This window comes from Microcoleus sp. PH2017_12_PCY_D_A (genome assembly GCF_020738565.1).
GTDB lineage: Bacteria > Cyanobacteriota > Cyanobacteriia > Cyanobacteriales > Microcoleaceae > Microcoleus.
Map to the genome: position 1 here is coordinate 13,651 of NZ_JAEQCI010000056.1, position 23,389 is coordinate 37,039.

The following is a 23,389-nucleotide window of genomic DNA, read 5'->3' on the forward strand; positions in this document are numbered from 1 at the left end:
TGAAATCAGAAGCAATCGATCGCATGGGGAGTCGGGCTATTAAGAAATTTCTAACTTTTTAGCGGTTGCTAGATAATATCAGAAGTTAGCCAAAGGTAACGATAAATCAACGGTGGCGATTGTACCGCTACGAAAAATGAAATTGGGTGTATCCTAGAGAGAGAGTTAAAACTGTTAATTAGCAGAATCAAATGTCCTCAATTGCCAATCAACTGCGTTATGGTTTTGTCTCGATTGTTGTGGCAAGCGTATTGATGGCAGGGAGTACGTTAGCTTACCTCAGCTTTCGGGGACAAATAGAACAGACAAAACAGCTTCAGTTCGAGCGATCGCAAGCTGCGGCCGCCCAAATTAGCGCTTATCTGGATAACTTGCAGCGCCAACTCAATTATTTGTCAGAATTGCGTGGCTTAACAGAATTCAATGCTGACACTCAGCGCAGCATTCTTGAAGGATTAATCAATAGCAACAGCGCCTACGAAGTGGTGGGAATTTTTAACAGTAAAGGTCAAGTAGTACAAGTAATGTCGCCTTACGAACCCTACTCTACTTCTAGCTTGAGTTTAGCAGGTATTTCGGGAGATGCGCCTATATTTTGGGAGACGTTTCGGCAGGCTCAAAACTATGTGAGTTCAGTAGATGTCGATATGAAGACAACGGTTAATGTTGTTAATTTAGCCGTGCCTATTCGCGATAGCAAAAACCAAATTGCTGGAGTATTATTTGCTAGAGTTAGTCTCAATTTTTTAATTCAAATCGTAGCAAGATCGCAAATTGGTAAAACGGGCTACAGCTATGTGATCGACAACCGCTCAGTGCTGATTTCGGCAACCGGAAGCAAAATTAATCCGTATTTACTCCCAGATTTGAAAGGGCGATCGTTTGTGGGAGAGTTATCCAAATTAGCTTTAGCTTCGGGGATTCAATCTGGGCTGGTTTATCGAGGTTGGCGCGGGGTGGAAGTGATGGGTACGGGTGCGATCGTCCGCAGGGTACAGTGGATGGTGGTTGTAGAGCTACCGACAGCCGAAGCTTACGCTCCGGTGCGATCGCTCATCTACGTCATGGGTGCAGTTACCGCCGTCAGCGCCCTCGCCGCCGTGGGCTTGGGAGTCGCTTTTGCGCGATCGATCACAAATCCTTTGAAATCCCTAACATCCGCAGCTACTGAAATGACTAGCGGCATATTGGAAACTCGGGTAAATATTGCCGCATCTAACGAGCTAGGAAAATTAGCTAATGCCTTCAACAGCATGGCCGGTCAATTGGAAGTATCTTTCACAAAATTAGAGCATCAAAATTCTCAATTGCAGCGACTTGACAAACTCAAAGACGAATTTTTAGCCAACACTTCTCACGAACTCCGCACCCCGCTTAACGGGATTATCGGTTTAACAGAATCTTTGATCGACGGTGCTACAGGAAAATTACCAGCACAGACTATTTCTAATCTAGAAATTATTGCATCTAGCGGCAGAAGACTGTCCAATCTCATCAACGACATTCTCGATTTCTCCAAGCTGAGACATAAAAATATTGAACTGCAAATCAAGCCCGTCGGCATCCGAGAAATTGTCGATATCGTGGTAACTCTTTCTCAACCTCTAATAGGTACAAAAAACTTGCAGTTGATTAATTCAGTCACTTCCGACATTCCCCTGGTGGATGCCGATGAAAACAGGGTGCAACAAATTCTTTACAACTTGATCGGAAATGCGATTAAATTTACCGACAAGGGTACTGTAGAAATTTCGGCAAATGCGATTAGCTTGCAATCGCCACAGTTGGCAAACAAAGAAAGTTCAGTGACGAACCAGATTCTATCTTTAATTGTGAGGTCAAAACTCCAAATTACCGTATCCGATACGGGAATTGGTATTGCGGAAGATAAGTTAGAAAGAATTTTTGAATCCTTTGAACAAGCAGACGGCTCCACTGCTAGAGAACACGGAGGAACAGGTTTAGGATTGGCAGTTACAAAGCAGTTAGTCGAGCTGCACGGTGGAGAAATTCAAGTATCTTCAGAACTCGGTGTTGGTTCGCAGTTTACCTTTAGTTTGCCAATTTCTCAAAATCAGTATGTTGAACACAATCAGTTGCCAGCAACGGCTAGACAGTCTTTAGTTTTAAGAACAGACGAGCGTAAGTTGATAACTAATGAAGCTGCTCCACCAACTTTTAATGATAATAGTTCGAGTGTGCTTAAATGCCCCTTAAAAAACAATCAAGTAAAAATTTTGATTGTAGATGACGAACCTGTAAACATTCAAGTATTAACTAACAATTTAGTTCTCGAAAATTATACGATCGCCGAAGCTAGCAGCGGTAGAGAAGCTTTAGCTCTTCTCGACAGAGGCTACAAGCCCGATCTAATCTTGCTAGATATCATGATGCCACGGATGACTGGTTACGAAGTTTGCGATAAAGTCCGGGAGAAATTCACGGCTAGCGAATTGCCAATCGTCATGCTAACCGCGAAAAATCAAGTATCTGACTTAGTGCAAGGTTTCAATGCAGGAGCCAATGATTTTTTAACTAAACCGTTTCTCAAAAATGAATTGCTAGCCCGAATCAAAACTCACATCCGTCTCACAAAAATCAATGCAGCTTACGGTAAATTTGTTCCCCACGACTTTCTCCGATTTTTGGGACACGAAAGTATTATTGATGTCCAACTGGGCGATCAAATTCAGAAAGAAATGACAGTTTTATTTTCTGACATTCGCTCTTTTACGACTATCTCCGAAGCGATGACTCCCCAAGAAAACTTTAATTTTCTCAACAGCTACCTAGGTCGAGTCAGTCCAGTAATTCGCGCTCACCAAGGTTTCATTGATAAATATATTGGTGATGCGATTATGGCACTATTTCCTGAGTCGGCAGATGATGCTGTTCGCGCGGCGGTGGAAATGCAAAAACAAGTTATTCTTTACAACCAGCACCGACAACGAAGCAATTACGCACCGATTACGATCGGCATCGGTTTGCACGCGGGCACTTTAATGTTGGGTACGATTGGCGAGGAAGAACGGATGGAAAGTACAGTGATTGCTGATGCGGTGAATCTCGCTTCTCGTTTGGAAGGATTGACTAAGGTTTACGGCTCGGGAATTCTGGTAACAGAATCAATTTTAGAGCGTTTGGGCGATCGATCGCAATATCTGTGCCGATTTGTCGATCGAGTCACAGTAAAAGGGAAAACATCTGCAGTCTCGGTGTTTGAAATTTATGATGCAGAAACAGAACAAAGCATTCAGCTAAAACAAGAAACTGCTGCTGCATTTCAAAAAGGTCTAGAGTTTTATGTCGAGCAAAAATTTCCTAAAGCACAAAAAATCTTTAAGAATATTTGCGAAACAAATCCTCAAGATAAGTTGGCAGCAATATACTGTCAGCGCTGTCTGAAGCATCAAATGTATGGAGTGCCAGAAGGATGGTCGGGGATAGAATGTTTGGATGAAAAGTAGTAAAAGTAGCATCAATCTGAAGTCAGACATTTTTACGTGTTTATCTGGTTTTTTGGAGTTCGTCTCAGTCATAATATATTCAGACCCAACCCTGAAAGCCCAAAATGGGGAATTTTCCCGAGAAATCGCTGTAGAGTTCGCTAGGTTTGACTTCACAATCGAATATAATGCGGAAAGCTATGCGAAAAAAAACCTGGTTTCTCTAAAAAATCTCAGGTTTGACGCTGATTCAGGAAACAACCTAGAATCAGGCTGTTCTTGTGTAAGTTTTGTTTAACTAGAACAAGGTTTACAATACTTAACAGCGGTGTAGCTTGGCTCCGAGTATCAACTTTGTTTTTTAATCTAAATTAATGTTATGTCAACTTTTTCTCTCAATCGCTTAGCTGGCAAACTTTCAGGAAAAGCGACGCTGCAAACTGTAGTCATAGTTCCGTTTGTCTTGCAAGTATTTGCGGCAGTGGGAATTGTGGGATATTTATCATTTAAGAACTCTCAAAGAGCCGTGAACGATATTGCAGATCAGTTAATGGGGGAAGTGAGCAATCGCATTGAGCAAAATTTGAGAACTTATTTGCAAACTGGGCACCAAATCAATCAAAGCAAGCTAGATGCACTGAAGCTGGGTTTTGTGAACATCAAAGACTTGCCAGCTTGGGAAAAGTATCTCTGGCGGCAAGTGCAATTATATCCTTATATCAATTTTACATCGATCGCCAATCGCAATGGAGAATACCGCGCTGGCGAAAAGAAGTCGGATGGGACTTTGTTGATTAACGCCTCGGGCCCGTCTACCAAATTTAATTTTTCTTCCTACAATACTAATGATAGTGGCGATCGCACAAAATTAGCAGCCACCATCAAAAACTTCGACATCAGACAGAACTCTTTATACAAAGATGCGTCTCTAGCAGGCAAACCCACTTGGAGTTCAATTAATGTCTCCTTGCTAGAACCCACACTCCTCGTCAGCGCGCTGCAACCAGTTTACAACAACCAGAAACAGCTAGACGGAGTATTAATTACTGCTTTGCGTCTGGACAGTATCGGTCAATTTTTAAACAGCCTCAAAATAGGCAAATCCGGTCAAACTTTTATTATCGAAAGAAAAGGAACCCTGCTGGCAACTTCCACGCCGGAAAAACCTTTCCGCAACAAAAACGGTAAAAAACAACAGTTTCAAGTCAAAGAAAGCAGCGATATCGTAACGCAGAGTACCGCTAAATACTTAGAAAGTCACTTTCAAGATTTGCAGCAAATTACCCAATCGCAACTAATCCATTTTGAAATCAACGGCAAGCAGCAATTTTTAAAAGTTATGCCATTCCAAGATGGCAAAGGTTTAGATTGGCTGATTGTCGTCGTCGTTCCAGAAGCCGATTTTATGGAACAAATCAATGCCGGCAATAGAACTACAATCTTGCTATGTCTGGCAGCTTTGGCTGTAGCTACTGCGATCGGAATTTGCACTTCTCGCTGGATTACCAAACCAATTTTAAAATTAAAAGATGCAGCAATAGATTTGTCTCAAGGACAATTTGACAGAGCTGTCAAGCTCGATCGTTCCGACGAGTTGGGCGTGCTTGCTACTGCTTTTAATAGCATGGCAGCACAACTGCAAGCATCTTTTAGTGCCTTAGAAAATAAAAATACCGAATTGCAGCGACTGGACAAACTGAAAGACGAATTCTTAGCCAATACTTCCCACGAACTCCGCACTCCCCTCAACGGCATTATTGGGATTGCAGAATCTTTAATAGACGGTGCTACCGGGAAACTGCCAGAAACAACCAATTTCAACTTAGCTTTGATTGCATCGTCAGGAAAAAGATTGGCTTCTTTAATAAACGATATCCTAGACTTTTCTCAGCTCAAACACAAAACTCTTGAACTGCAAACTAAGTCCGTCAACCTCCGAGAAATAGTCTTTGTAATTCTCAAATTATGTCAGCCATTGGTAGGTACAAAAAAATTGCAATTAATTAACTCAGTTGCTCCAGAATTGCCACCAATAGCGGCCGACGAGAATCGCTTGGAGCAAATACTTTATAACTTAATCGGCAACGCGATTAAATTTACTGAAAGCGGCACAGTTGAGATTTCAGCAGCATTGATAACGAGCCACGAAGAATCATCGCCTAATCCCCAATTGGCGATTACTGTATCCGACACGGGAATTGGCATCCCCGAAAATAAATTAGAGCGAATTTTTGAATCTTTTGAACAAGCTGACGGTTCCACTGCTAGAGAATATGGTGGCACGGGTTTAGGGTTAGCTGTTGCCAAGAAATTAGTGGAATTACACGGCGGTAAAATCTCGGTATCTTCAAGTGTAGGCGTAGGTTCCCAATTCATATTCACTTTGCCCGTGTCAGAGAGTCAGCCGGAAATTAGCAGCAAACAACCGGGTTTAACCGAGGGTGAGGGGATTTTAAGCGCTCCTGAATTAGAACCAGAATCATCTCTAGTAAATTCTACTTTTTCTGCCAAAAACGAGCTGATAGAAGAAGGGGAAAAAATAAAAGTTTTGGTGGTAGATGATGAACCAATTAATATTCAGGTCATTACCAATAATCTCGCTCTGGAAAACTATGCGATCGCTCAAGCGATCGACGGCCCACAAGCTTTAAATCTGATTGAATCAGGATTTAAGCCCGACTTGATTTTACTCGATGTAATGATGCCGCAGATGACTGGTTATGAAGTCTGTCGAGCAGTTCGCCAACAATACTCGGCTTTAGAAATGCCGATTCTGATGCTGACGGCAAAAAATCAAACGAGTGACTTGGTAGAAGCTTTTAACTCAGAAGCGAATGATTATATAACTAAACCTTTTATCAAAAAGGAATTGTTAGCCAGAATCAAGACGCAAATTAGTCTGGCAAAACTGAATGCAGCTTACGGCAAGTTTGTGCCGCACGATTTTATAAACTTGCTGGAAAGACCCAGCATTATTGAAGTCAAATTAGGCGACAATCAGAAAAAGGATATGACTGTACTCTTTGCTGATATTCGCTCTTTTATGGTGCTTTCTGAACAGATGACACCTGCTGAAAACTTTGCATTTATCAATAGTTACTTGGGAAGAGTTAGCCCTGCAATCAGGGAAAATAACGGGTTTATTAACAAATACATTGGGGATGCAGTCATGGCTTTGTTTCCGACATCTCCATCAGATGGTGTGCGAGCAGCAATTGATATGCAAAAAGAATTGAGTATCTACAACGAGGAGCGAGAACAAAACGGCTTGTTGCGGATCGCGATCGGCATTGGTTTGCACGCGGGCAATTTGATGTTGGGTACAATTGGCGATCGAGAACGGATGGAAAGTACCGTGATTTCTGATGCGGTGAATCTCGCGTCTCGTTTGGAAGGATTGACTAAGGTTTACGGCTCGGGAATTCTCGTTAGCGGTGAAATTATCGATCGCCTGGACGATTCAGAGACATATAACTACAGATTTGTCGATCGAGTAACGGTGAAAGGAAAGACAACTGCTGTGTCGGTGTTTGAAATTTATGATGCAGAAACAGAGAAGAGCATTCTCCTCAAACAGCAAACGGCGGAGCTTTTTCAAGAAGCTCTCAATTTTTACTACCAGAAAAAATTTGTTGCTGCTCAAAAAGTATTTGAGAATATTTTAGAAATCAATCCTGACGATCTGGTAGCAACGCTGTATTTCAAGCGCTCTCGCAAGTATCGAATGTATGGAGTGCCCGAGGGGTGGTCTGGGGTGGAAGACGGGGCGGAGAAATAGGCGGCTTTTCTAAGGAATGAAAATTAAATAACTTACAATTTTTATTGTTCTTATGGGATGGGCGTCCCGCCCGTCTCTAAAGGACGGGCGGGACGCCCATCCCACAAATATGTGTAAATTATTTACAGGAGCGATCCTAAGGAAGAGGGTTCGCTTCGGCTTTGCTCTTCTGGTAAAAACAGGGATTCGGGAAGAAGACTTTAGTTGGGGAGCATCTCAGTTTTGCAAGAAGCATTTTTTAAAGAGCGGACTCTACTGACGTACTACGAACCTTTTTTGAGCGGGGACAGCACTATAATAAAAAATGCTTTTTTCAAAAATGAGATGCTTCGGAATCGATCGCATTTGGTGTCAGCAATTAAAAACGTCCTCAGCGTCGGGCGCGGTTGCTATAAAAAATAGGGCGCGCACGGCACGCCCTACTCTGTCTAAAATATGGTAGTACAAACTTTAAAATACAGTTGTACAAACGCCCAATTTATTCCAAGTTTTCGGGCCGACAATGCCATCAGCAGCGATTTTTTGTTTCTGTTGAAAACTGATGACTGCTTGTTGGGTTTTCGCGCCAAACGATCCATCAGTATTTAGGGAAGCTCCACTGACATTTAAAAGCCGTTGAAGGTAGCGGACATCCTCATTTTGGGTGACAGCATCGTTGCGTTGGAGTAGGGGAAAATAACGGCAGGAAGGTAATTCAAGGCGAGTTGCGTTTGTGGTTTGCATGGTGGGATTCTCCATTTATTGTTTGCAAGTTGCGATCGAGACAGAAGTGCGGGAAAATGTTGGCAGTGATTTAACAAGCAGGTTCGCTAACGCAAGCGCCTAATTTAGTCCAAGTTTGCTGACCAACAATGCCATCTACAGCAATCTTATTTTTCTTTTGAAAGTTGATGACTGCTTGCTCGGTTTTGGCGCCGAATAATCCATCAGTTGCTACGGGATATCCTTTTTTAACTAAGGATTGTTGGAGATAGCGCACGTCTTTATTGGGGGCAGGGCTGCTATCATTTCGTTGCAATGTGGGCAAGGAATAGCACATAGGTAATTGAGCTTGAATTTGGTTTTTGGTTTGCATTGTTTTATTGGGAATTAGTGGTTTACAAGTTGTTTGGAAAGCAGAGAAGCGAAAGAAAATGTTGGCAGTGTTCTAACAAGGAGGTTCGTTAACGCAAGCGCCTAATTTATTCCAAGTTTGCTGGCCAACAATGCCATCTACAGCAATCTTATTTTTCTTTTGAAAGTTGATGACTGCTTGCTCGGTTTTGGCGCCGAAGAATCCATCATTTACTACGGGATATCCTTTTTTAACTAAGGATTGTTGGAGAAAGCGCACGTCTTTATTGGGGGCAGGGCTGCTATCATTTCGTTGCAGTGTGGGCAAGGAATAGCACATCGGTAATTGAGCTTGAGTTTGGTTTGTGGTTTGCATTGTTTTATTGGAAATTAGTGGTTTGCAGTTGTTTGAACCTGCTATTCCCTAGTTGTAGCTGTGGTGGAAAGTGGTTTAACAGTCGCTTTTTGTAGTGACGCTTGTTTGAGGTAGCTTAGATGAGTGACAGCAGAAAGGAGGTTCGATAATGTATTTAATGGATGTAACAAATGGATGTTGAGGGTTGAGGGTTGAGGGTTGACTTAATTAGACATTCTACGAGGCAGAACTTGATTATGTAAAGTTGCAGGGAATAATTGTGTAGCGGAGATTTATATCATGAGGTACAATGCGTTCTATCGGGGAATTTGCCTATATTTGACTCGGTGCTTTTTATTACATCACGCAGCCGGTATTGCTAATTTGGGCGGAATTCGCGATCGCCAATTAGCTGAAACTAATTACTAATTACGCTCAAATGCAACAATCTGCGGATTTGGGCTGGATCTCTGAGAAGTTAGACTATTTATTATGTTAGCGAAAATAATTAGCAGATCGATCGCAAAAATATCTGGTACTATGCCCCTCCGTTTAGCCCTGACATTGCCATTCGTGATGCAAACTTTCGCGGTAGTCAGTATAGTTGGATATTTGTCGTTCAAAAATGGACAACAAGCAGTTCAAAAACTCGCAGACAACTTGCAGGGCGAAATCAGTGGGCGCATTCAAGAACACCTCGCGCATTACTTAGAAAAACCTTACAATATCGTCCAACTCAACGCAGGTGCAGCTCAACTGGGGAAACTTACACCACAAAATATTGGAGAAACTGAGCGATCCTTTTGGCAGCAGGTAAAAATATTTTCATCGGTGCGTCAAATCTATTTAGGGACGAAAGAAGGTCAGTTTATTGGAGTTAGTCGAGAGGAATCGGGTCAATTAGTTACCAGAATTACAGAAGATTTTCCCCGACGTTCTTTTTATGAGCTAGATGCTTTCGGCGAGCGAACGAAGCTGTTGCGTTTTGAACCAACTTATGACTTGCGAACTCGCCCTTGGTATATTGGTGCAACCGCAGCAGAATCACCGATATGGACTGCGATTTATACATTTTTTCAAGGCGATTTGGGAATCACGGTGGCTCAGCCATTTTATGATACTCAGGGCGACTTTCGCGGCATCATGGCAGTCGATATTCTTTTGGGTCAAATTAGCGATTTTCTTAGAAAAATCAAAATTAGTCGATCGGGTCAGGTATTTATTATGGAGCGATCGGGCGCAATAGTTGGCAGTTCGACGGAGGAAAAACCCTACATTACTGACGCCAGCGGCAAGTTTCAGCGCCTGCAAGCACTTGATAGCACAAATCCCTTAACTGCATCGGCAGCAAAGCACATCATTAGTAGTTTTAAATTGAGCTTAGTTGAGCCACCAAAAAAGCTACAATTTAAATTTAACAATCAGTCTAATTTTGTACATATTCTGTCCTATAAAGACCAGGTAGGACTGGATTGGTTGGTGGTGGTAGTGATTCCCGAAAACGATTTCATGGATGAAATCAACAGCAACACCCGCAGCACTATTTTACTTTGTATCGCTGCTCTAATTCTATCAATAATTATTGGCAGTTTGACAGCGCGATCGATCGCAAAGCCAATTCTGGGATTAAACGCAGCAGCCAAAAACCTTGCGGGAGGAGAATGGGATCACAAAGTTGAGCTGGATCTCGATCGCGCCGACGAAGTAGGCCAGCTAGCCAAATCCTTTACCAGCATGGCATCTCAACTGCAAATATCCTTCAATACCCTAGAAAATCAGAATCTAGAATTGCAGCAACTCGACAAACTCAAAGACGAATTCTTAGCCAACACTTCCCACGAATTGCGAACGCCCCTTAACGGAATGATCGGCATTGCCGAATCAATGATTGACGGCGCCACCGGAACGTTATCCGAAATTCAACAACAAAATCTCTCAATGATTGCCAGCAGCGGCAGGCGGCTCAACGAACTTGTTGACAATATTCTCGACTTTGCCCAACTCAAAAATCAGAAACTAGAATTGCAGATTCAGAGTGTAGGATTGAGGTCGATTGTCGAAGTGATTGTTACCGTTTGCCAACCTTTAACTGCTGGCAAAGATTTGCAATTAATTAATGCGATCGATTCAGATTTACCATTAGTTTTGGCTGACGAAAACCGCCTGCAACAAATCCTCTACAATTTAATTGGAAATGCGATTAAATTTACGGAATCCGGTACAGTAAAAATATCAGCAGCAATTGTAGATACCAACGGCGAAACATCTCTGGGAGTCTCCCCGTCAAATCTCCCAGCATCAAGCCCAGATTTTCAAATAGCTGTCACGGTTTCCGACACAGGAATCGGAATTTCTGTCGCGAATCTCGATCGCATTTTTGAACCATTTGAACAAGGCGACGGTTCCACAATCAGGCAATACGGAGGCACAGGCTTAGGTTTAACACTCTCCAAACAATTTGTCGAACTCCACGGCGGCAAAATATACGCAGAATCCAAAATCGGCATGGGTTCGCGTTTCACCTTTACCCTGCCTGTTTCTCCCGAAACCATTCATCCTAGCGAATCCGGAATCAATCAGCAGCTAGCAGCGCCAACTCAGGATTCTGAATCAGAAAACAACAGAAATAAAACTTATTTATCCTGCGATTGGAATTTGCCTAAACCCGCTCCGAATCCATTAGAGCAAGCCACTGCGCTATTAGAAGTCGAAAAATTTAAACTTCTGATAGTTGACGACGATCCGATTAACCTGCAAGTTTTAAACAATCAGCTTTCTCTACAAAATTACAGTGTCATTCAGGCACTCAACGGCGAACAAGCCTTATCACTCTTGGAAAGCGGGGTGCATTTTGACTTAATCATTCTTGACATCATGATGCCGAGAATGTCGGGTTATGAAGTCTGCGCCAAACTCAGAGAGAAATACCCATCTCACGAGTTGCCCGTAGTGATGCTAACTGCCAAAAATCAAGTATCAGACTTAATATCAGGATTTCAATTCGGAGCGAATGACTATCTAACTAAACCCTTCTCGAAAGACGAACTGTTAACCAGAATTAAGTCTCACATTAACTTATCGCAAACTAATAGCGCCTACGGGCGATTTTTCCCCGATGCTTTCTTAGACTTTCTGAAAAAAGAAAGCATTGTCGATATCCAATTAGGCAATCACGTCAGCAAAGAAATGGCAGTCATGTTTAGCGATATTCGCTCCTTTACTGCTCTTTCCGAAACGATGACTCCGCAGCAAAACTTTGACTTTGTTAATGCTTATTTGCGAGAAGTAAGTCCGAAAATTAGAGAACATCAGGGCTTTATTGTCAAGTATTTAGGAGATGGGATGATGGCTGTTTTTCCCAACGGTGCTGACGATGCTGTCAAAGGTGGAATTGCTAAACTGCAACAAGTGTACGAATATAATGCCGATCGCGCACGCAGCGGCTTTCAACCGATTCAAGTCGGGGTAGGAGTGAATTTCGGGCACATGATGGTGGGCATAGTTGGGGAAGCGGAGAGAATGCAGGGAGATGCTTTTTCGGATAATGTCAATTTAGCCTCTCGTCTGGAAAGTCTTACTAAGTTATATGGAGTATCTTTGATAATTTCGGAGAAAGTTTTGGATAATTTGACGGATCGCGAACAGTATCAAATCCGTTTTTTAGATAGAGTAATTGTTAAGGGCAAACAGCAGCCAATTTCTATCTATGAAGTCCTCGATGGGGAAATAGAGTTGCTCAGGGAAATGAAGTTACAAACTCAGACTGATTTTGAACGGGGTTTAGAACATTATCGCTGTCACGAATTTAAGGCGGCTAAAATCTGTTTTTATCAAGTTTTAGCCGTTAATCCCGACGATAAAACGGCTGCACTGTATTTGGAGCGAGTCAACAATTTGATTGAGAGGGGCGTACCGGAGAATTGGTCTGGGGTTTGGACTTTAACTCAGAAGTGATATCGTAGTATCGGTAGATAGTAGATTTGCGGCTTTCAAACAACTTGAGAATTGAGTCAACGACAATTTCTGTAACGATGGGGTTAAAGTCGGTAATAAAGTCATCGGCTGCCAGATTTGCCCTAAAAAGTTCCTTAGCCCGATCGCACTGATAGCGCATTTCGTCAAAGCCCACAATTTTGACCATAAACGTTGCTAGGGGGGAGTTTTCCAAATCGGTATTAGAAGTGCTTTTCGCCCGCCCATTTTCTAATAAATTGAATACTTCTGTTTCTAAAGCAGTTTGAGGTTGGTGAGGTTTGTCTATTTCTGGAAAAAAGCTTTCCAGACGGATGCCTTTATCGGCTCTATCTGGCAATTCTCCCATCATCATCGCCAGAGAAACATCGAGTCCCAAACCTGAAGAAAGGGCTTCTAGCAGGGCGATCGCGACAAGTTTGCACCCCAGATAAAGCTCGGCAATTTCGAGATTGTGCCTAGCGGTAGTTTCCCAGCGTTGATATGTGCGATCGTCTGGGGAAGCGTCAAACTGCCGAAAAATCACCTCGGGCTTGAGATAAGTCAGAAAACCCTCCATCTTCAGCAAAGCAACTCTGTAGTCGCGAACCGTATAAAAACCGTAGCTGGTAATATTGTGATTAGTTTCCGGTAATAAATTCCAGGTATTTGCCAAAAAATGGGCTGAACTTTCGTGAGCAAAACTAATTACATCTCGGTTGGCAATTCGCACAGCTTTTTTCACGGTTTCCCGCATTTCCTCATCAGTTAAACTGAGGTGAAATAGGCTAGTTATTGCTTGCAAGCGGTCATAAAGGCGCCCTGTTGGGGTTACTCCCCACTCGGCGGAGCGAAACGGAATTGTTTCTTCTATGCAGGCGACAATTTGAAGCAATTGCTCGGGCTTGAGAAATGGTTCGAGAGCTTTTGCTGCAACCAAAGCGCTGAGAAATTCGTTTTGTCCGGCGAAGGGATTGAGCACTTCTCCGGGTACAAAACCGAATACGAGCATTACCATTTCTAAGGTAGCATCGGCAGAGAGTTCAGATTGCTCCCGAATCCGTAGCTGTTTGTTAACCTCTTTGGTGACAGGAGTGATGTAGTAGCTGACGTTAAAGTTAATGCTGCGATCGACTTGCACGTAGACGATATCGTGAAATAAAGCGGCCAAAACCTCGATCGCATCTTCATTTCCCCCGACTTCAAAAATATGTTCGGGAGTATGGAAAAAGCGCCAGGGCCCGGTCATCGGCTGAACGATCAGTTCGGCAATCCGAGCTAGTTCGGTGGGTTCGACTTCTACCTTGAGGCGAGCGATCGCCCAAATTAGCTTTTCTAAGCACTGTAAATACGCTTCTTTGCTATCAATCACAGTCTTTTCCACTAACATTACACCCACTTCAACCATCCTATTCTTCTCTTTATTTTTTCGTAAATGTACCCCGTTTTTTGTTTTTGAGTTTTTTTGAAGACTGACACCGAAATTTAGAAAGCAAATACTTCCTGTAAAGCGATTTAATTTCCTGTGGCAGATCTGCCTTGTTTGCCCAATCTAATTAGGACAAAGTATGATAAGTAAACTACATAAATTGCTAAACCTGTCAAACCTAAAAATCCCAAAAATTGAGGGTTTGCTTTAGCATGAAACATCTGTTTGTACAGCCAAGGCGGGTCAAACCAAACGCTGCAAAAAGGTTCGTCGATTACTTGAATTTGAGATTTAAAGGCACAGGTTAAGAAGGGAATTTGAGCTAGAGCGCCCAAACCGCTGTAAACAGTAATCGCCCACCGCCAAGCTGTAAAAGCCAGCTTTAAAGACGACTGCGGTCGATCGGCAATTTCGTCGTTTAAATCTTCCCAAAACCACAGACAAGCAGGAATCAAAGCCCTCCCCATCACCGACGACACAAAGCTGATAGGCAGTGCAGCCATCATCAGGTAAAGTGTAATTGCCAACAAACTCGCCACCCGCCAATAAATCATCAACAAACGGGCGATCGCATCAGCCTTGGCAAAAACAGCCCAAATCACCACTACCAGGGGGATCGAAACGGTTAATAACACAGATAACCGGTAATCCATCCACACAAGTGGTTGAAACCAAGGCCCGGTGGCTGCCAATAAAAGACTAAACATCTTTGGGAAAATATACTCACTTATTTGTGACAGATTTTACTATAAAAAAGCTCAAAAAGCAGGGATAGGATCGGACGGCGGTTGAAACCGCGTCTATAAAAACGTAGGCGTTAGCCTTCCCGAAGGGTAGTCCGCCGGACGCCGACTGAAGAAAAAGATCGCGTAATTTTCAGCGTCGGTTCTTCAACCCGCGCACCATCCGGGTAAAGTCTCGTGTAGACGCGGTTTCAACCGCCCGGTCTTCTTGTCAAGGTAATTGATAAACCGATGAAAAAATCCCGCGCCAAAAGTTAATTTCGGCGCGGGATCGAAGGGATAGAGCTAAATTGCTCGTTTATTCGTCGTAGATGCGGCACTCAGCAGCGTCAGGATTGTCATCGCAATATTTTTCAAAAGAATTCTTAGGTTTGACTTGCTTTTGGTGGGAAGCTTCAGCTTGCAGTTCTTCAACTGCGTCCCACGCTGCTGCACATTCCCCGGAAGTGGCGCCCTTCAAGTCACAGACGCTACGAGCGCTTTCTAGTTCTTCTTCAATTTTTTCTTCGATGTTGCCTGCGGGTGTTGTTGTCATAAAGTTGTTGGTATGAAAGGTTTTCTTTTTGGATGTTAGCTTGTGTTTGACTTGCCGTTTCTGTCTGGCGACCTCAACTAATATTAGCTTGAGATGCGCTGCTGTGGCAGCCCAGATAGAAACCATCCATAACTGCGATCGCAGCAGCCGTCTTTACGTCCTGCTTTACCCTGATCCCGTCGGCGGGTTCTAGTCCACAGGCATGAATGCAGGTTGAGCCGACCTGACTTTTGATGAAAACATTACACGAAGTTGGTGTGTCAAACTGTATTGAGCTTTATCTTTTAAGATTTCGCTGAACGCGGCTTTTAACACTAAACAGATTGATTCGAGACTCATGTTAACTTATGTTAACACGATCGCGGACTGCCAGGGGAGTCGATCGCCCCAGAAAACCGTCCCGCCAGTGGCCTGTTCCGGTTAGCCTAAGTAGAGAAATAGTTTTTATAGAGAAGTTTGCCTTATGTACGAAAACCAAATGCAATGGGTCAGCGCCTTATCAACCCGTCCGTCTTTGGAATCAGCCCTGAAAGAAGTTGTAGAACAAGCCGATCGCGAATTAGAGGGCCCGGCAGATTTAGCGCTGATCTTTATCTCATCTGCCTTTGCTAGCGAGTATTCTCGGCTGATGCCTTTACTGCAAGAACTGCTGCCCGTGCCCGCAATTTTGGGGTGCGGCGGGGGAGGAGTCATCGGCACCAACCGGGGCGGGTTGACCGAAGAAGTAGAGGGTTCTCCCGCAGTCAGCCTGAGCTTGGCTCGCTTACCGGGAGTAAACGTCAGAACATTTCACATTGATCCAGAAGATCTGCCGGACTTAGACAGTCCCCCGGATACTTGGGTGGATCTATTGGGCGTGCCTGCCCAGGAAGAACCGCAGTTTATCATCTTGGCAGACCCATTTTCTTCAAAAATTAACGATTTGCTGCAAGGACTCGATTATGCCTATCCGGGGGCGCCAAAGGTAGGGGGACTCGCCGGCGGGGACGGTGCCGGCAGGGGCGCGGCGCTGTTTTGCGACTATCAGCTTTACCGAGAAGGGACGGTGGGAGTGGCTTTGAGCGGGAATATAGTTCTGGAAACGATCGTCGCGCAAGGCTGTAGACCGATCGGGCATCCTTATCGGGTGACGGAAGGAGAGCGCAATATTTTGCTGAAACTCGAAGAACAAACCGATGATACCGGCAGCAGGGGCATCGAGCGATCGCCCTTAGACGCCCTGCGAGAGTTAGTTCAAACTTTGAGCGAAACAGACCGAGAATTAGCGCAGCACTCGTTATTTGTCGGCTTAGTCAGCGATGAATTCAAGATGAGATTAGAGCCTGGGGATTTTTTAATCCGCAATTTGTTGGGAGTAGATCCGAAAGTGGGGGCAATTGCGATCGGCGATCGAGTCCGTCCCGGACAGCGCATCCAATTCCACCTGCGGGACGCCCGCACCTCCGCAGAAGACCTAGAAATGCTGCTCGACCGGCATCAGCGATCGGCCGAGGACAGGGGTACATCCAGCGCCGGCGCCTTGATGTTCTCTTGTCTGGGGCGCGGCGAAGGGCTTTACGGTCAATCGAACTTTGACTCGCGACTGTTCGGCAGATACCTCAACAACATCCCCCTGAGCGGCTTTTTCTGCAACGGCGAAATCGGCCCCGTCGGCGGCAGCACGTTTCTGCACGGTTACACATCCGTATTCGGGATTTGCCGCCAAAATTCCTAATTTTGTTGGCTCAAGAGCTATCCAATTGGTTGGTAGTGAGGACTTCAGTCCTCTCTCATTTTATGAGGACTGAAGTCCTCACTACGAACCTATAACGGTTGACTGATGACTAATGACTAATGACTGATGACCAATGACTAATGACTAATGACTAATGACTAATGACTAATGACTAATCACCAAAAACTAAAAGCGGCAGTCACCTGCCGCTTTTAGCTCTAACTAGATATCGGGAAACCTTAGAAACTAAAGGTAGTCCGCAGGACTCCTACCCAGATATCATCATTTTGTTTGTTGTGCTCCGGATTCAGAATCACGTAAACGCCCGGTGTCACCGAAATAAAGTCATTAACTTGGAAGCGATAGAAACCCTCTAAGTGATAAGAGGTGTCGCGGTCTCTTCTGACATCGCTCTCAGTAACTTTTGGCGGTACGCCGGCAATAAAACCGAGGAGGTTTCCAGGCTTGCCAAAATCTGGCAGGGCCAAGAAAAGAGCACCATTCTGAACAGTAGCGTCATTGTCGGCACCGCGTTCTTGGTGAGCCTTGGTGTAACCGTACCAACCGCCAAACTGGAAGCGCGAGCTGGGTTTTAAGTTAAGTTGTACCCCAAAGTTATCTGATGCGGTGGATGATTGACCGAAGGGACGGTTAGCCAAGGAACTGCCTGTATTGCCCATGATTGCAACATCGCCACCCCGATTGTATTTCCGGGTGTAAGTTGCACCAATGTCAATAAATTTGCCCAGGGAGAAGTTGAGCTGACCCAAAGCGCTGAAAGAACCGTCGAAAACGCCCCGGCCATTAGCTGGGTTTGGAGCATCGCCGTCGGAGGCAAGATAGGCTACTGTGGCTCTCACGGCGCCGAAGTTGTATTTGATAGCAGCACCTGCTCCTTCCGGGCCGCGGAACACTGCGGGGTTGTAACGTCCAAACGCCGAGATAGCGCCACTTCCAGGACTTTCTAAGGGAGCAGACAGCTCAGCAACGTCATCTAGTCTGAGTCCTTTAGGCCCGAACCAGACTGTAGCTTTACCTGCGGGGAAGCGATACCACAATTGATCGAGGGAGAATTGGCTGCCGTCTTCGCCGGTGATAGCGACGCGAGCCATGTTCGTATTAGTGGCAGTGGCTGCACCGTAGTTGGCGACGTTTCTAGCTTGCAAGCGGGTTCTGAGCAAGTCTTTGCCGGTGAAGCTGGTGTTGAAGTTCAACCGCACCCGGTAGCCGAGGTTTGTGGCAGTTTTGTCGTCGTGCTTGCCGACACCATCTCCGAAGCTGTCGCTGGCGAGAAAAATGGCTTCTCCTGCCAGTTTGGTTGTGGTGGAGAACTGGTTGGCTTCGAGTTCTGCGGTGCGAGCTTCTAGGCCGTCTACTCGTCCGCGCAGGGTAGCGAGTTCCGCTGCAAATTCTTCTTGCAGGCGTTGCAGGATGGCTAAGTCGTCTTTGGTGACGAAGGTCGATGTTGCCGAGCTAATTTGCTTGGTTACTTGGTCTAAGCAGGCGTTGACGCCGGCTGCAAATTCGTAGCGAGTCAGGGCGCGGTTGCCGCGGTAGGTGCCGTCGGGATAGCCTACGATACAACCGTAGCGTTCGACTAGGGATTGCAGGGCTTGGAATGCCCAATCTGTCGGCCGCACGTCGGAGAGTTGAGAGACCGATGTCACTTGGGACATGGCTCCAGATGGTTCGGCGGGGAGGGCTTGGGGTGCTGCTGGGACGATCGGGCCGCCCATGCCTGCGGGTGCTGTCTGAGCAATTTCTACCTTGGCTGCTGGGGTGCTAGCAATTGCTGGCACTTCAGTTTTGGCGGTTGCTGTCGGGGTGCTTTCCACTGCCAAGTCTGAGGCTTGGGGCGATGGTTCGGCTGTGGTGGCAGCAGCTAGGGGTTCGATCGCGGGCGCTGTGTTGGCGGGGGCGATGGGGGCTGCTGCATTGATGTCGATCGCTGCTGTTTGCAGTTCTGCAGCGCTGGTTTCTGGTGCGATTGCTGCCAGTTTTTCGGCGTCTGCGGAGTTGGCGATCGGGGTTTCGGCCGCCGGAGCGATGCTGTTTAAAGCCAGCTTTTCTGGGGCAGCAGGGGTTGCTGCAACTGGTTCTGCAACTGTTTCTGCAATTTTTGACTCAGATGGCTGAGCTGTGGCTACCTGGTTGGCCTCAGCGGTTGCGGTCGCTTCAGTGGCGATCGCAGCGGTACTGACGACTGATGATAGCCCCAGAATTGCCGGGGATACTAGAAGTAAATTCCAAAAAGTTCTGTTCATTTTCCTCACACCTTCACACTCTATTCAACTCGATTCAACTCGATTCAACTCGATTCAACTCGATCGGCAATGCCCAACTGATACTTTTTGTGGTTCATTGCCTGTTGACATTGACACTCCTCGACTATCAAGGTACGAGGATTCTTGGGCTGAATCGTGCCTCTACCAACAATGTCAGTTTTGGTCTTACAGTTTCATGTCTAGTCCGACTACACCTTTTACAGCAAGCACTCTTACGGACTACTCCCCAAGCGTAAATTCGCGTGTGTCCCACGCTATTTGATTTTTATTTGCTCTTACCGTGTGGATTTGGTTTTTACCATTGACGGTTAAAGATTTTGAGATCGCGGAGTAGGACGTTCAACCTGTTTCCTCACGTTCTCACGGTCAGCAACCTACGAATACTATAGCAGAAAGCCGTCGAGGGAAGGACGGGGTTTTAAACCCAAATTTCTGATAACTGACAGAATAGAACCTATCGATAACTGTTGATTCACAGTAGGCGTGTATAGTTCCTGCTTGAACGTAGAAGGCTGGCCCTTTTTACAGCCCAGACCCCAATTTAGGTCAAGCCCACTTTACACTACGGCTGATTATACCATCACTTGCTAATTTCATCTCTCGATCGCCAGACTTGCTGGAGTTGCTTTCTCCGACAGGGCGATCGACAACCAGTGGTATGGGTTAGACCACAATCGCCTCAAACTGACAAATACTGATAGTCCTTGCTTATGTCTGAGTTAACACACACTTATAGGTAGGATTAGGGCTGCTTGTCGCATTCCTTATACAGCTTTCGATCCTATTATGTCAAGCTTTTTAACCTAACTTTAAACCTCGCGGCCCGGACGGGGTTATTTTTGGGCCAGCAGTGGGGATCGGAAGGTTAAACGCTGCTAGATGCACCCGTGGGGGCAAAATTCCTGTCTTGACCAATGTGGGTGTTCTGATGCCCCCACCAGCCGAGACTTGCCAGCGCGATCGGCATTTTTGAGATTGCCGATCGGCTGGTTTAATTTGCCACTATTTTAACACAATTTTTTGTAGTCTGACAGCGGCAGCCGACTGAATGTCTGTTACCTAAAATAAAAGTTTTGCTCCCTCACTGCGAAGGAGTTTTACAGCCAGTTATTTTTTGGGCACAGCCGATGTCTTTCAAATCACCTTTTGTATGTGATTTATGCTACTGAACAAGAATCTATTGAGCCTCCAGTATTCTCGGACGCATCAACCCGGTCAAATAGACGAAAATACTTGCTTTGATGCGATCGCTCGCAGTAAAAAAACGGTGTATGAGAGTAAGGAGTGCCTCCAGGACTTTCCTCATTTGCTACTAACACAATAAATCAACGCCACTAATTATTAGAGGGCGATCGAACAACCTGTAGATTTGCAATGCACTCGACCTCGCTCTGGTATGTTACATTGAGGCGCAGCATCTATATTTTTTGACACCATCTATGACTTCGAGCAAAAGCAAACTGGGCTTATTGGTAATTATCTTATTGATATTAGGATTGTTTTTTCGCTTCACCAACATCGACAAAAAGTTTTATTGGTATGATGAAGTATTTACTTCCCTGCGGGTTTCGGGATACACGCAAACAGAAGTGCTGCATGAAATAAGCAGCGTTCAGTTCTTAGGGGCAAAAGATTTGATGAAATATCAGCGCTCCAATCCCGCAAAAAATTTTGGCGACACAGTTAAAGGTATTGCCATTGAAGAACCTCAACTGCCACCTCTATATTTTTTGGCAGTCAAGTATTGGGGAAAACTATTCGGTGATTCTCCTTTATCGACGAGAATTTTCTCAGTTTGGATGAGTTTGTTAGTGTTTCCCGCTCTGTACTGGCTGTGCCGAGAGTTGTTTCCAGCACCAGAAGTGGCGTGGATAGCCATGGGATTGGTAGCAGTTTCTCCCTTGCACGTGCTTTACGCTCAAGAAGCGCGTCCCTACAGTTTGTGGCCGGTGCTGATTTTAGTTTCTTGTGCGTCTCTGCTGCGAGCAATGCGCCTTCAAACTAAACTGAGTTGGAGCATTTACGCAGTGGCAACTATTCTGGGATTTTACACGCACTTGTTTAGCCTGTTAGTTGCCTTAGGACACGGAATTTATGTATGGGGAATGCAAGCTTATAGGTTTAATCGCAAGTCAGTTAATTATGTAATTGCAACTGGCTTGTCTTTTGTCGCTTTTCTGCCTTGGATGGTGATTTTAGTAATAAACAGAAAGGCGGCAAAGGAGGCGACACTTTGGGCAAATGGAGACAGTAGTTTGATGTCTTTGATTAATAATTGGAGCGGAAATATCGGTCGCGTTTTTTGGGATTTTGGGCTAACTTCTCAGGCTACCTCAATATATTTGATTGCCTTGATGGCAGCGACTTTGATTTTATTGGCAATCCTAGGGTATGCAGTTTATTTTCTGTGTTGTGATACAAAAAAACAGGTTTGGCTGTTTGTGCTGGCGTTGATGGCGGTGACAGCAGTGGCAGTGATGCTGCCAGATGTTATATTGGGAGGAATCCGATCGACTAAACCTCGCTACCTATTTCCGACTTATTTGGCGATGCAAATAGCTGTTGCTTACCTGTTAGCGACTAAAATTAGCGCGCTGGGCGTGCCAAGTTGGAAACGGCAGATGTGGAAAGTTCTGACAGTTGTACTGCTAACGGGCTCTGTGGTGTCAAATACTGTTAGTTGTCCAGCCGAGACTTGGTGGACTAAGGAATTGGGCCGGGAAAATCCTGCAATTGCTCGGAGGATCGATCGCGCTCCCAAGCCGCTGGTTGTCAGTGATATCTCGGAAGTCACTCTGGGAAATATACTGTCAATGAGTCATTTATTAGAGCCGAAAGTGATGTTGCAATTGGTGTTGATTGACCCCCAAGGGCGCAGTCAAGCTCAGTTGCTGAATCCACCCGCGATACCCAAAATTCCTAGCGGTTTTAGCGATGTTTTTGTTTACGGGCGAACGCAGAATTTTAGTGCTAAGCTGGCAAAAATGCACAACTCGAAAATAGATGTGCCGAAAAAACAAACAATCCAAATGTTGTGGGTTGGCAAGTTAGAAAAAGAGTGAGAGTTATGGAAGATTTTGGTATTATTATTGCCTGCTGCGACCAGGATTATCTGTTTGCTAAGGGTTGCTGTGCTAGCATTCGATATTTCCTGGGAGATGTGCCGATTTGTCTGTTGATTGACGGTACGTTTTCTGTGAGTGCTTTAGAAAAGTCCTACGGGGTACGAGTTATCGATCGCACAAACGTTTCCCAAGAGGTTCTCAGGAAAAGAAGTTTTGGTTGGGGCAAAACTAAAATGATTGCTTTCTGGGAAAGCCCTTGGTCGAATTTTATGGTTTTGGATGCCGATACGATCGTCTGGGGCGATGTTCTGAAATTGGCTAATTTTAAAGAATTTGATTTTACTGTAGACAAGCCTTGTTACGATTACTCGGATGCAGATGTTTCGGAATTTTTCTTTGATATTCCGGGCGTTGAAAAGCATTTCCCGATGTTTCGGTGGTCGGAATCGCGATCGAACTATTTCTGCACGGGTACTTTTTTTGCTAAACGCGGTGTTTTTAGCTTGGAAGAATACATAGAAATTTTAGATTTTACAGAGGCAAATCCGGGGATATTTAAGTACGGAGAAATGGGGTTTTTGAACTTTATGATTTTCCGGGCTGCTCAAGAAAATCGGCTGCGGGTGCAGAATGTCGATATGCAGTTGTTGGTGCCGGATTTTGACCAGGATTTGCTGAGAAAACGGTTTCCGGTGGCAGAAAACGGGCCTGCGGGCGATCGCCCTGAGGCTACTGTGATTCACTGGTGCGGGCCGAAGCCGACTTTATCGACATCTAAAGTTTACTCGGAACCGATGAATTTTTGCCGCCGCAAATGCCAGGAGGATGTTTGGCACCGCACGGGTTTGGCGGCCGAGATGTCGCTGCAAGTTGAGGATTTGCAGCGATCGATCTACGTGTACAAGAATAAGTTTAAGAAGAAGTTTCGGCAGTTGGTGCGATGGACCTGAAAAAATACCACAATTAAGTTTGTAGTAAGGACTTTAGTCCTTATATTATGTCCGGTAGATTACCGATAATCCAATTAGTTTGTAG

The 23,389-nt window shown here is 45.0% G+C and carries 14 protein-coding genes; 7 read left to right on the plus strand and 7 right to left on the minus strand.

Going from position 1 to position 23,389, the window contains the following annotated elements:
- The first annotated feature begins 191 nt into the window (after positions 1-191).
- Positions 192-3,467: a response regulator gene (locus tag JGK39_RS17455; RefSeq protein WP_293254729.1), complete on the plus strand. Its 3,276-nt coding sequence runs from the start codon at positions 192-194 to the stop codon at positions 3,465-3,467.
- Positions 3,468-3,825: 358 nt separating this feature from the next.
- Complete coding sequence (locus tag JGK39_RS17460; RefSeq protein WP_293254732.1) at positions 3,826-7,224, plus strand: ATP-binding protein; 3,399 nt, start codon at positions 3,826-3,828, stop codon at positions 7,222-7,224.
- 450 nt (positions 7,225-7,674) lie between these two features.
- Here JGK39_RS17460 and JGK39_RS17465 read toward each other — a convergent pair whose 3' ends face one another.
- The 3 genes from JGK39_RS17465 to JGK39_RS17475 form a co-directional block, all read right to left on the minus strand.
- Positions 7,675-7,947 (minus strand): peptidoglycan-binding domain-containing protein, encoded by a 273-nt coding sequence (locus JGK39_RS17465; RefSeq protein WP_293254735.1) that lies wholly within the window; start codon positions 7,945-7,947, stop codon positions 7,675-7,677.
- 70 nt (positions 7,948-8,017) lie between these two features.
- Complete coding sequence (locus JGK39_RS17470) at positions 8,018-8,299, minus strand: peptidoglycan-binding domain-containing protein (protein WP_293254738.1); 282 nt, start codon at positions 8,297-8,299, stop codon at positions 8,018-8,020.
- A gap of 72 nt (positions 8,300-8,371) precedes the next feature.
- Positions 8,372-8,653 (minus strand): peptidoglycan-binding domain-containing protein, encoded by a 282-nt coding sequence (locus tag JGK39_RS17475; RefSeq protein WP_293254741.1) that lies wholly within the window; start codon positions 8,651-8,653, stop codon positions 8,372-8,374.
- Between the two features lie 279 nt (positions 8,654-8,932).
- Between JGK39_RS17475 and JGK39_RS17480 the strand changes: the two genes are divergently transcribed.
- On the plus strand, positions 8,933-9,061 hold the full coding sequence (locus JGK39_RS17480; protein ID WP_293254744.1) for a hypothetical protein: 129 nt from the start codon (positions 8,933-8,935) through the stop codon (positions 9,059-9,061).
- A gap of 63 nt (positions 9,062-9,124) precedes the next feature.
- Entirely contained in the window at positions 9,125-12,586 is a 3,462-nt protein-coding gene (locus JGK39_RS17485; RefSeq protein ID WP_293302713.1) for a response regulator, read from the plus strand.
- On the opposite strand, the gene JGK39_RS17490 is transcribed toward JGK39_RS17485, so the two are convergent.
- The 3 genes from JGK39_RS17490 to JGK39_RS17500 form a co-directional block, all read right to left on the minus strand.
- Positions 12,519-13,973: a hypothetical protein gene (locus JGK39_RS17490; RefSeq protein ID WP_293254765.1), complete on the minus strand. Its 1,455-nt coding sequence runs from the start codon at positions 13,971-13,973 to the stop codon at positions 12,519-12,521. The genes JGK39_RS17485 and JGK39_RS17490 overlap by 68 nt on opposite strands.
- A gap of 125 nt (positions 13,974-14,098) precedes the next feature.
- Entirely contained in the window at positions 14,099-14,719 is a 621-nt protein-coding gene (locus tag JGK39_RS17495) for a DUF3177 family protein (protein WP_293254750.1), read from the minus strand.
- Positions 14,720-15,053: 334 nt separating this feature from the next.
- On the minus strand, positions 15,054-15,290 hold the full coding sequence (locus tag JGK39_RS17500; RefSeq protein WP_293254768.1) for a Calvin cycle protein CP12: 237 nt from the start codon (positions 15,288-15,290) through the stop codon (positions 15,054-15,056).
- A 463-nt stretch (positions 15,291-15,753) separates the two neighbouring features.
- Between JGK39_RS17500 and JGK39_RS17505 the strand changes: the two genes are divergently transcribed.
- Positions 15,754-17,004, plus strand: a complete 1,251-nt coding sequence (locus JGK39_RS17505) for an FIST N-terminal domain-containing protein (RefSeq protein WP_293254753.1) — start codon at positions 15,754-15,756, stop codon at positions 17,002-17,004.
- A gap of 239 nt (positions 17,005-17,243) precedes the next feature.
- On the opposite strand, the gene JGK39_RS17510 is transcribed toward JGK39_RS17505, so the two are convergent.
- A complete protein-coding gene (locus tag JGK39_RS17510; protein ID WP_293254756.1) occupies positions 17,244-19,268 on the minus strand; it encodes an iron uptake porin in 2,025 nt (674 codons plus the stop codon).
- 1,460 nt (positions 19,269-20,728) lie between these two features.
- Here JGK39_RS17510 and JGK39_RS17515 point away from each other — a divergent pair.
- Positions 20,729-22,351: a glycosyltransferase family 39 protein gene (locus JGK39_RS17515; RefSeq protein WP_293254759.1), complete on the plus strand. Its 1,623-nt coding sequence runs from the start codon at positions 20,729-20,731 to the stop codon at positions 22,349-22,351.
- 5 nt (positions 22,352-22,356) lie between these two features.
- On the plus strand, positions 22,357-23,304 hold the full coding sequence (locus JGK39_RS17520; protein ID WP_293254762.1) for a hypothetical protein: 948 nt from the start codon (positions 22,357-22,359) through the stop codon (positions 23,302-23,304).
- Positions 23,305-23,389 lie beyond the last annotated feature (85 nt).

Excerpts from the sequence above, each read along its gene's own strand:
- JGK39_RS17455 (WP_293254729.1), top strand. The coding sequence starts at position 192 with ATGTCCTCAATTGCCAATCAACTGCGTTATGGTTTTGTCTCGATTGTT.
- JGK39_RS17460 (WP_293254732.1), top strand. The coding sequence starts at position 3,826 with ATGTCAACTTTTTCTCTCAATCGCTTAGCTGGCAAACTTTCAGGAAAA.
- JGK39_RS17465 (WP_293254735.1), bottom strand. The coding sequence starts at position 7,947 with ATGCAAACCACAAACGCAACTCGCCTTGAATTACCTTCCTGCCGTTAT.
- JGK39_RS17470 (WP_293254738.1), bottom strand. The coding sequence starts at position 8,299 with ATGCAAACCAAAAACCAAATTCAAGCTCAATTACCTATGTGCTATTCC.
- JGK39_RS17475 (WP_293254741.1), bottom strand. The coding sequence starts at position 8,653 with ATGCAAACCACAAACCAAACTCAAGCTCAATTACCGATGTGCTATTCC.
- JGK39_RS17480 (WP_293254744.1), top strand. The coding sequence starts at position 8,933 with ATGAGGTACAATGCGTTCTATCGGGGAATTTGCCTATATTTGACTCGG.
- JGK39_RS17485 (WP_293302713.1), top strand. The coding sequence starts at position 9,125 with ATGTTAGCGAAAATAATTAGCAGATCGATCGCAAAAATATCTGGTACT.
- JGK39_RS17490 (WP_293254765.1), bottom strand. The coding sequence starts at position 13,973 with ATGTTAGTGGAAAAGACTGTGATTGATAGCAAAGAAGCGTATTTACAG.
- JGK39_RS17495 (WP_293254750.1), bottom strand. The coding sequence starts at position 14,719 with ATGTTTAGTCTTTTATTGGCAGCCACCGGGCCTTGGTTTCAACCACTT.
- JGK39_RS17500 (WP_293254768.1), bottom strand. The coding sequence starts at position 15,290 with ATGACAACAACACCCGCAGGCAACATCGAAGAAAAAATTGAAGAAGAA.
- JGK39_RS17505 (WP_293254753.1), top strand. The coding sequence starts at position 15,754 with ATGTACGAAAACCAAATGCAATGGGTCAGCGCCTTATCAACCCGTCCG.
- JGK39_RS17510 (WP_293254756.1), bottom strand. The coding sequence starts at position 19,268 with ATGAACAGAACTTTTTGGAATTTACTTCTAGTATCCCCGGCAATTCTG.
- JGK39_RS17515 (WP_293254759.1), top strand. The coding sequence starts at position 20,729 with ATGACTTCGAGCAAAAGCAAACTGGGCTTATTGGTAATTATCTTATTG.
- JGK39_RS17520 (WP_293254762.1), top strand. The coding sequence starts at position 22,357 with ATGGAAGATTTTGGTATTATTATTGCCTGCTGCGACCAGGATTATCTG.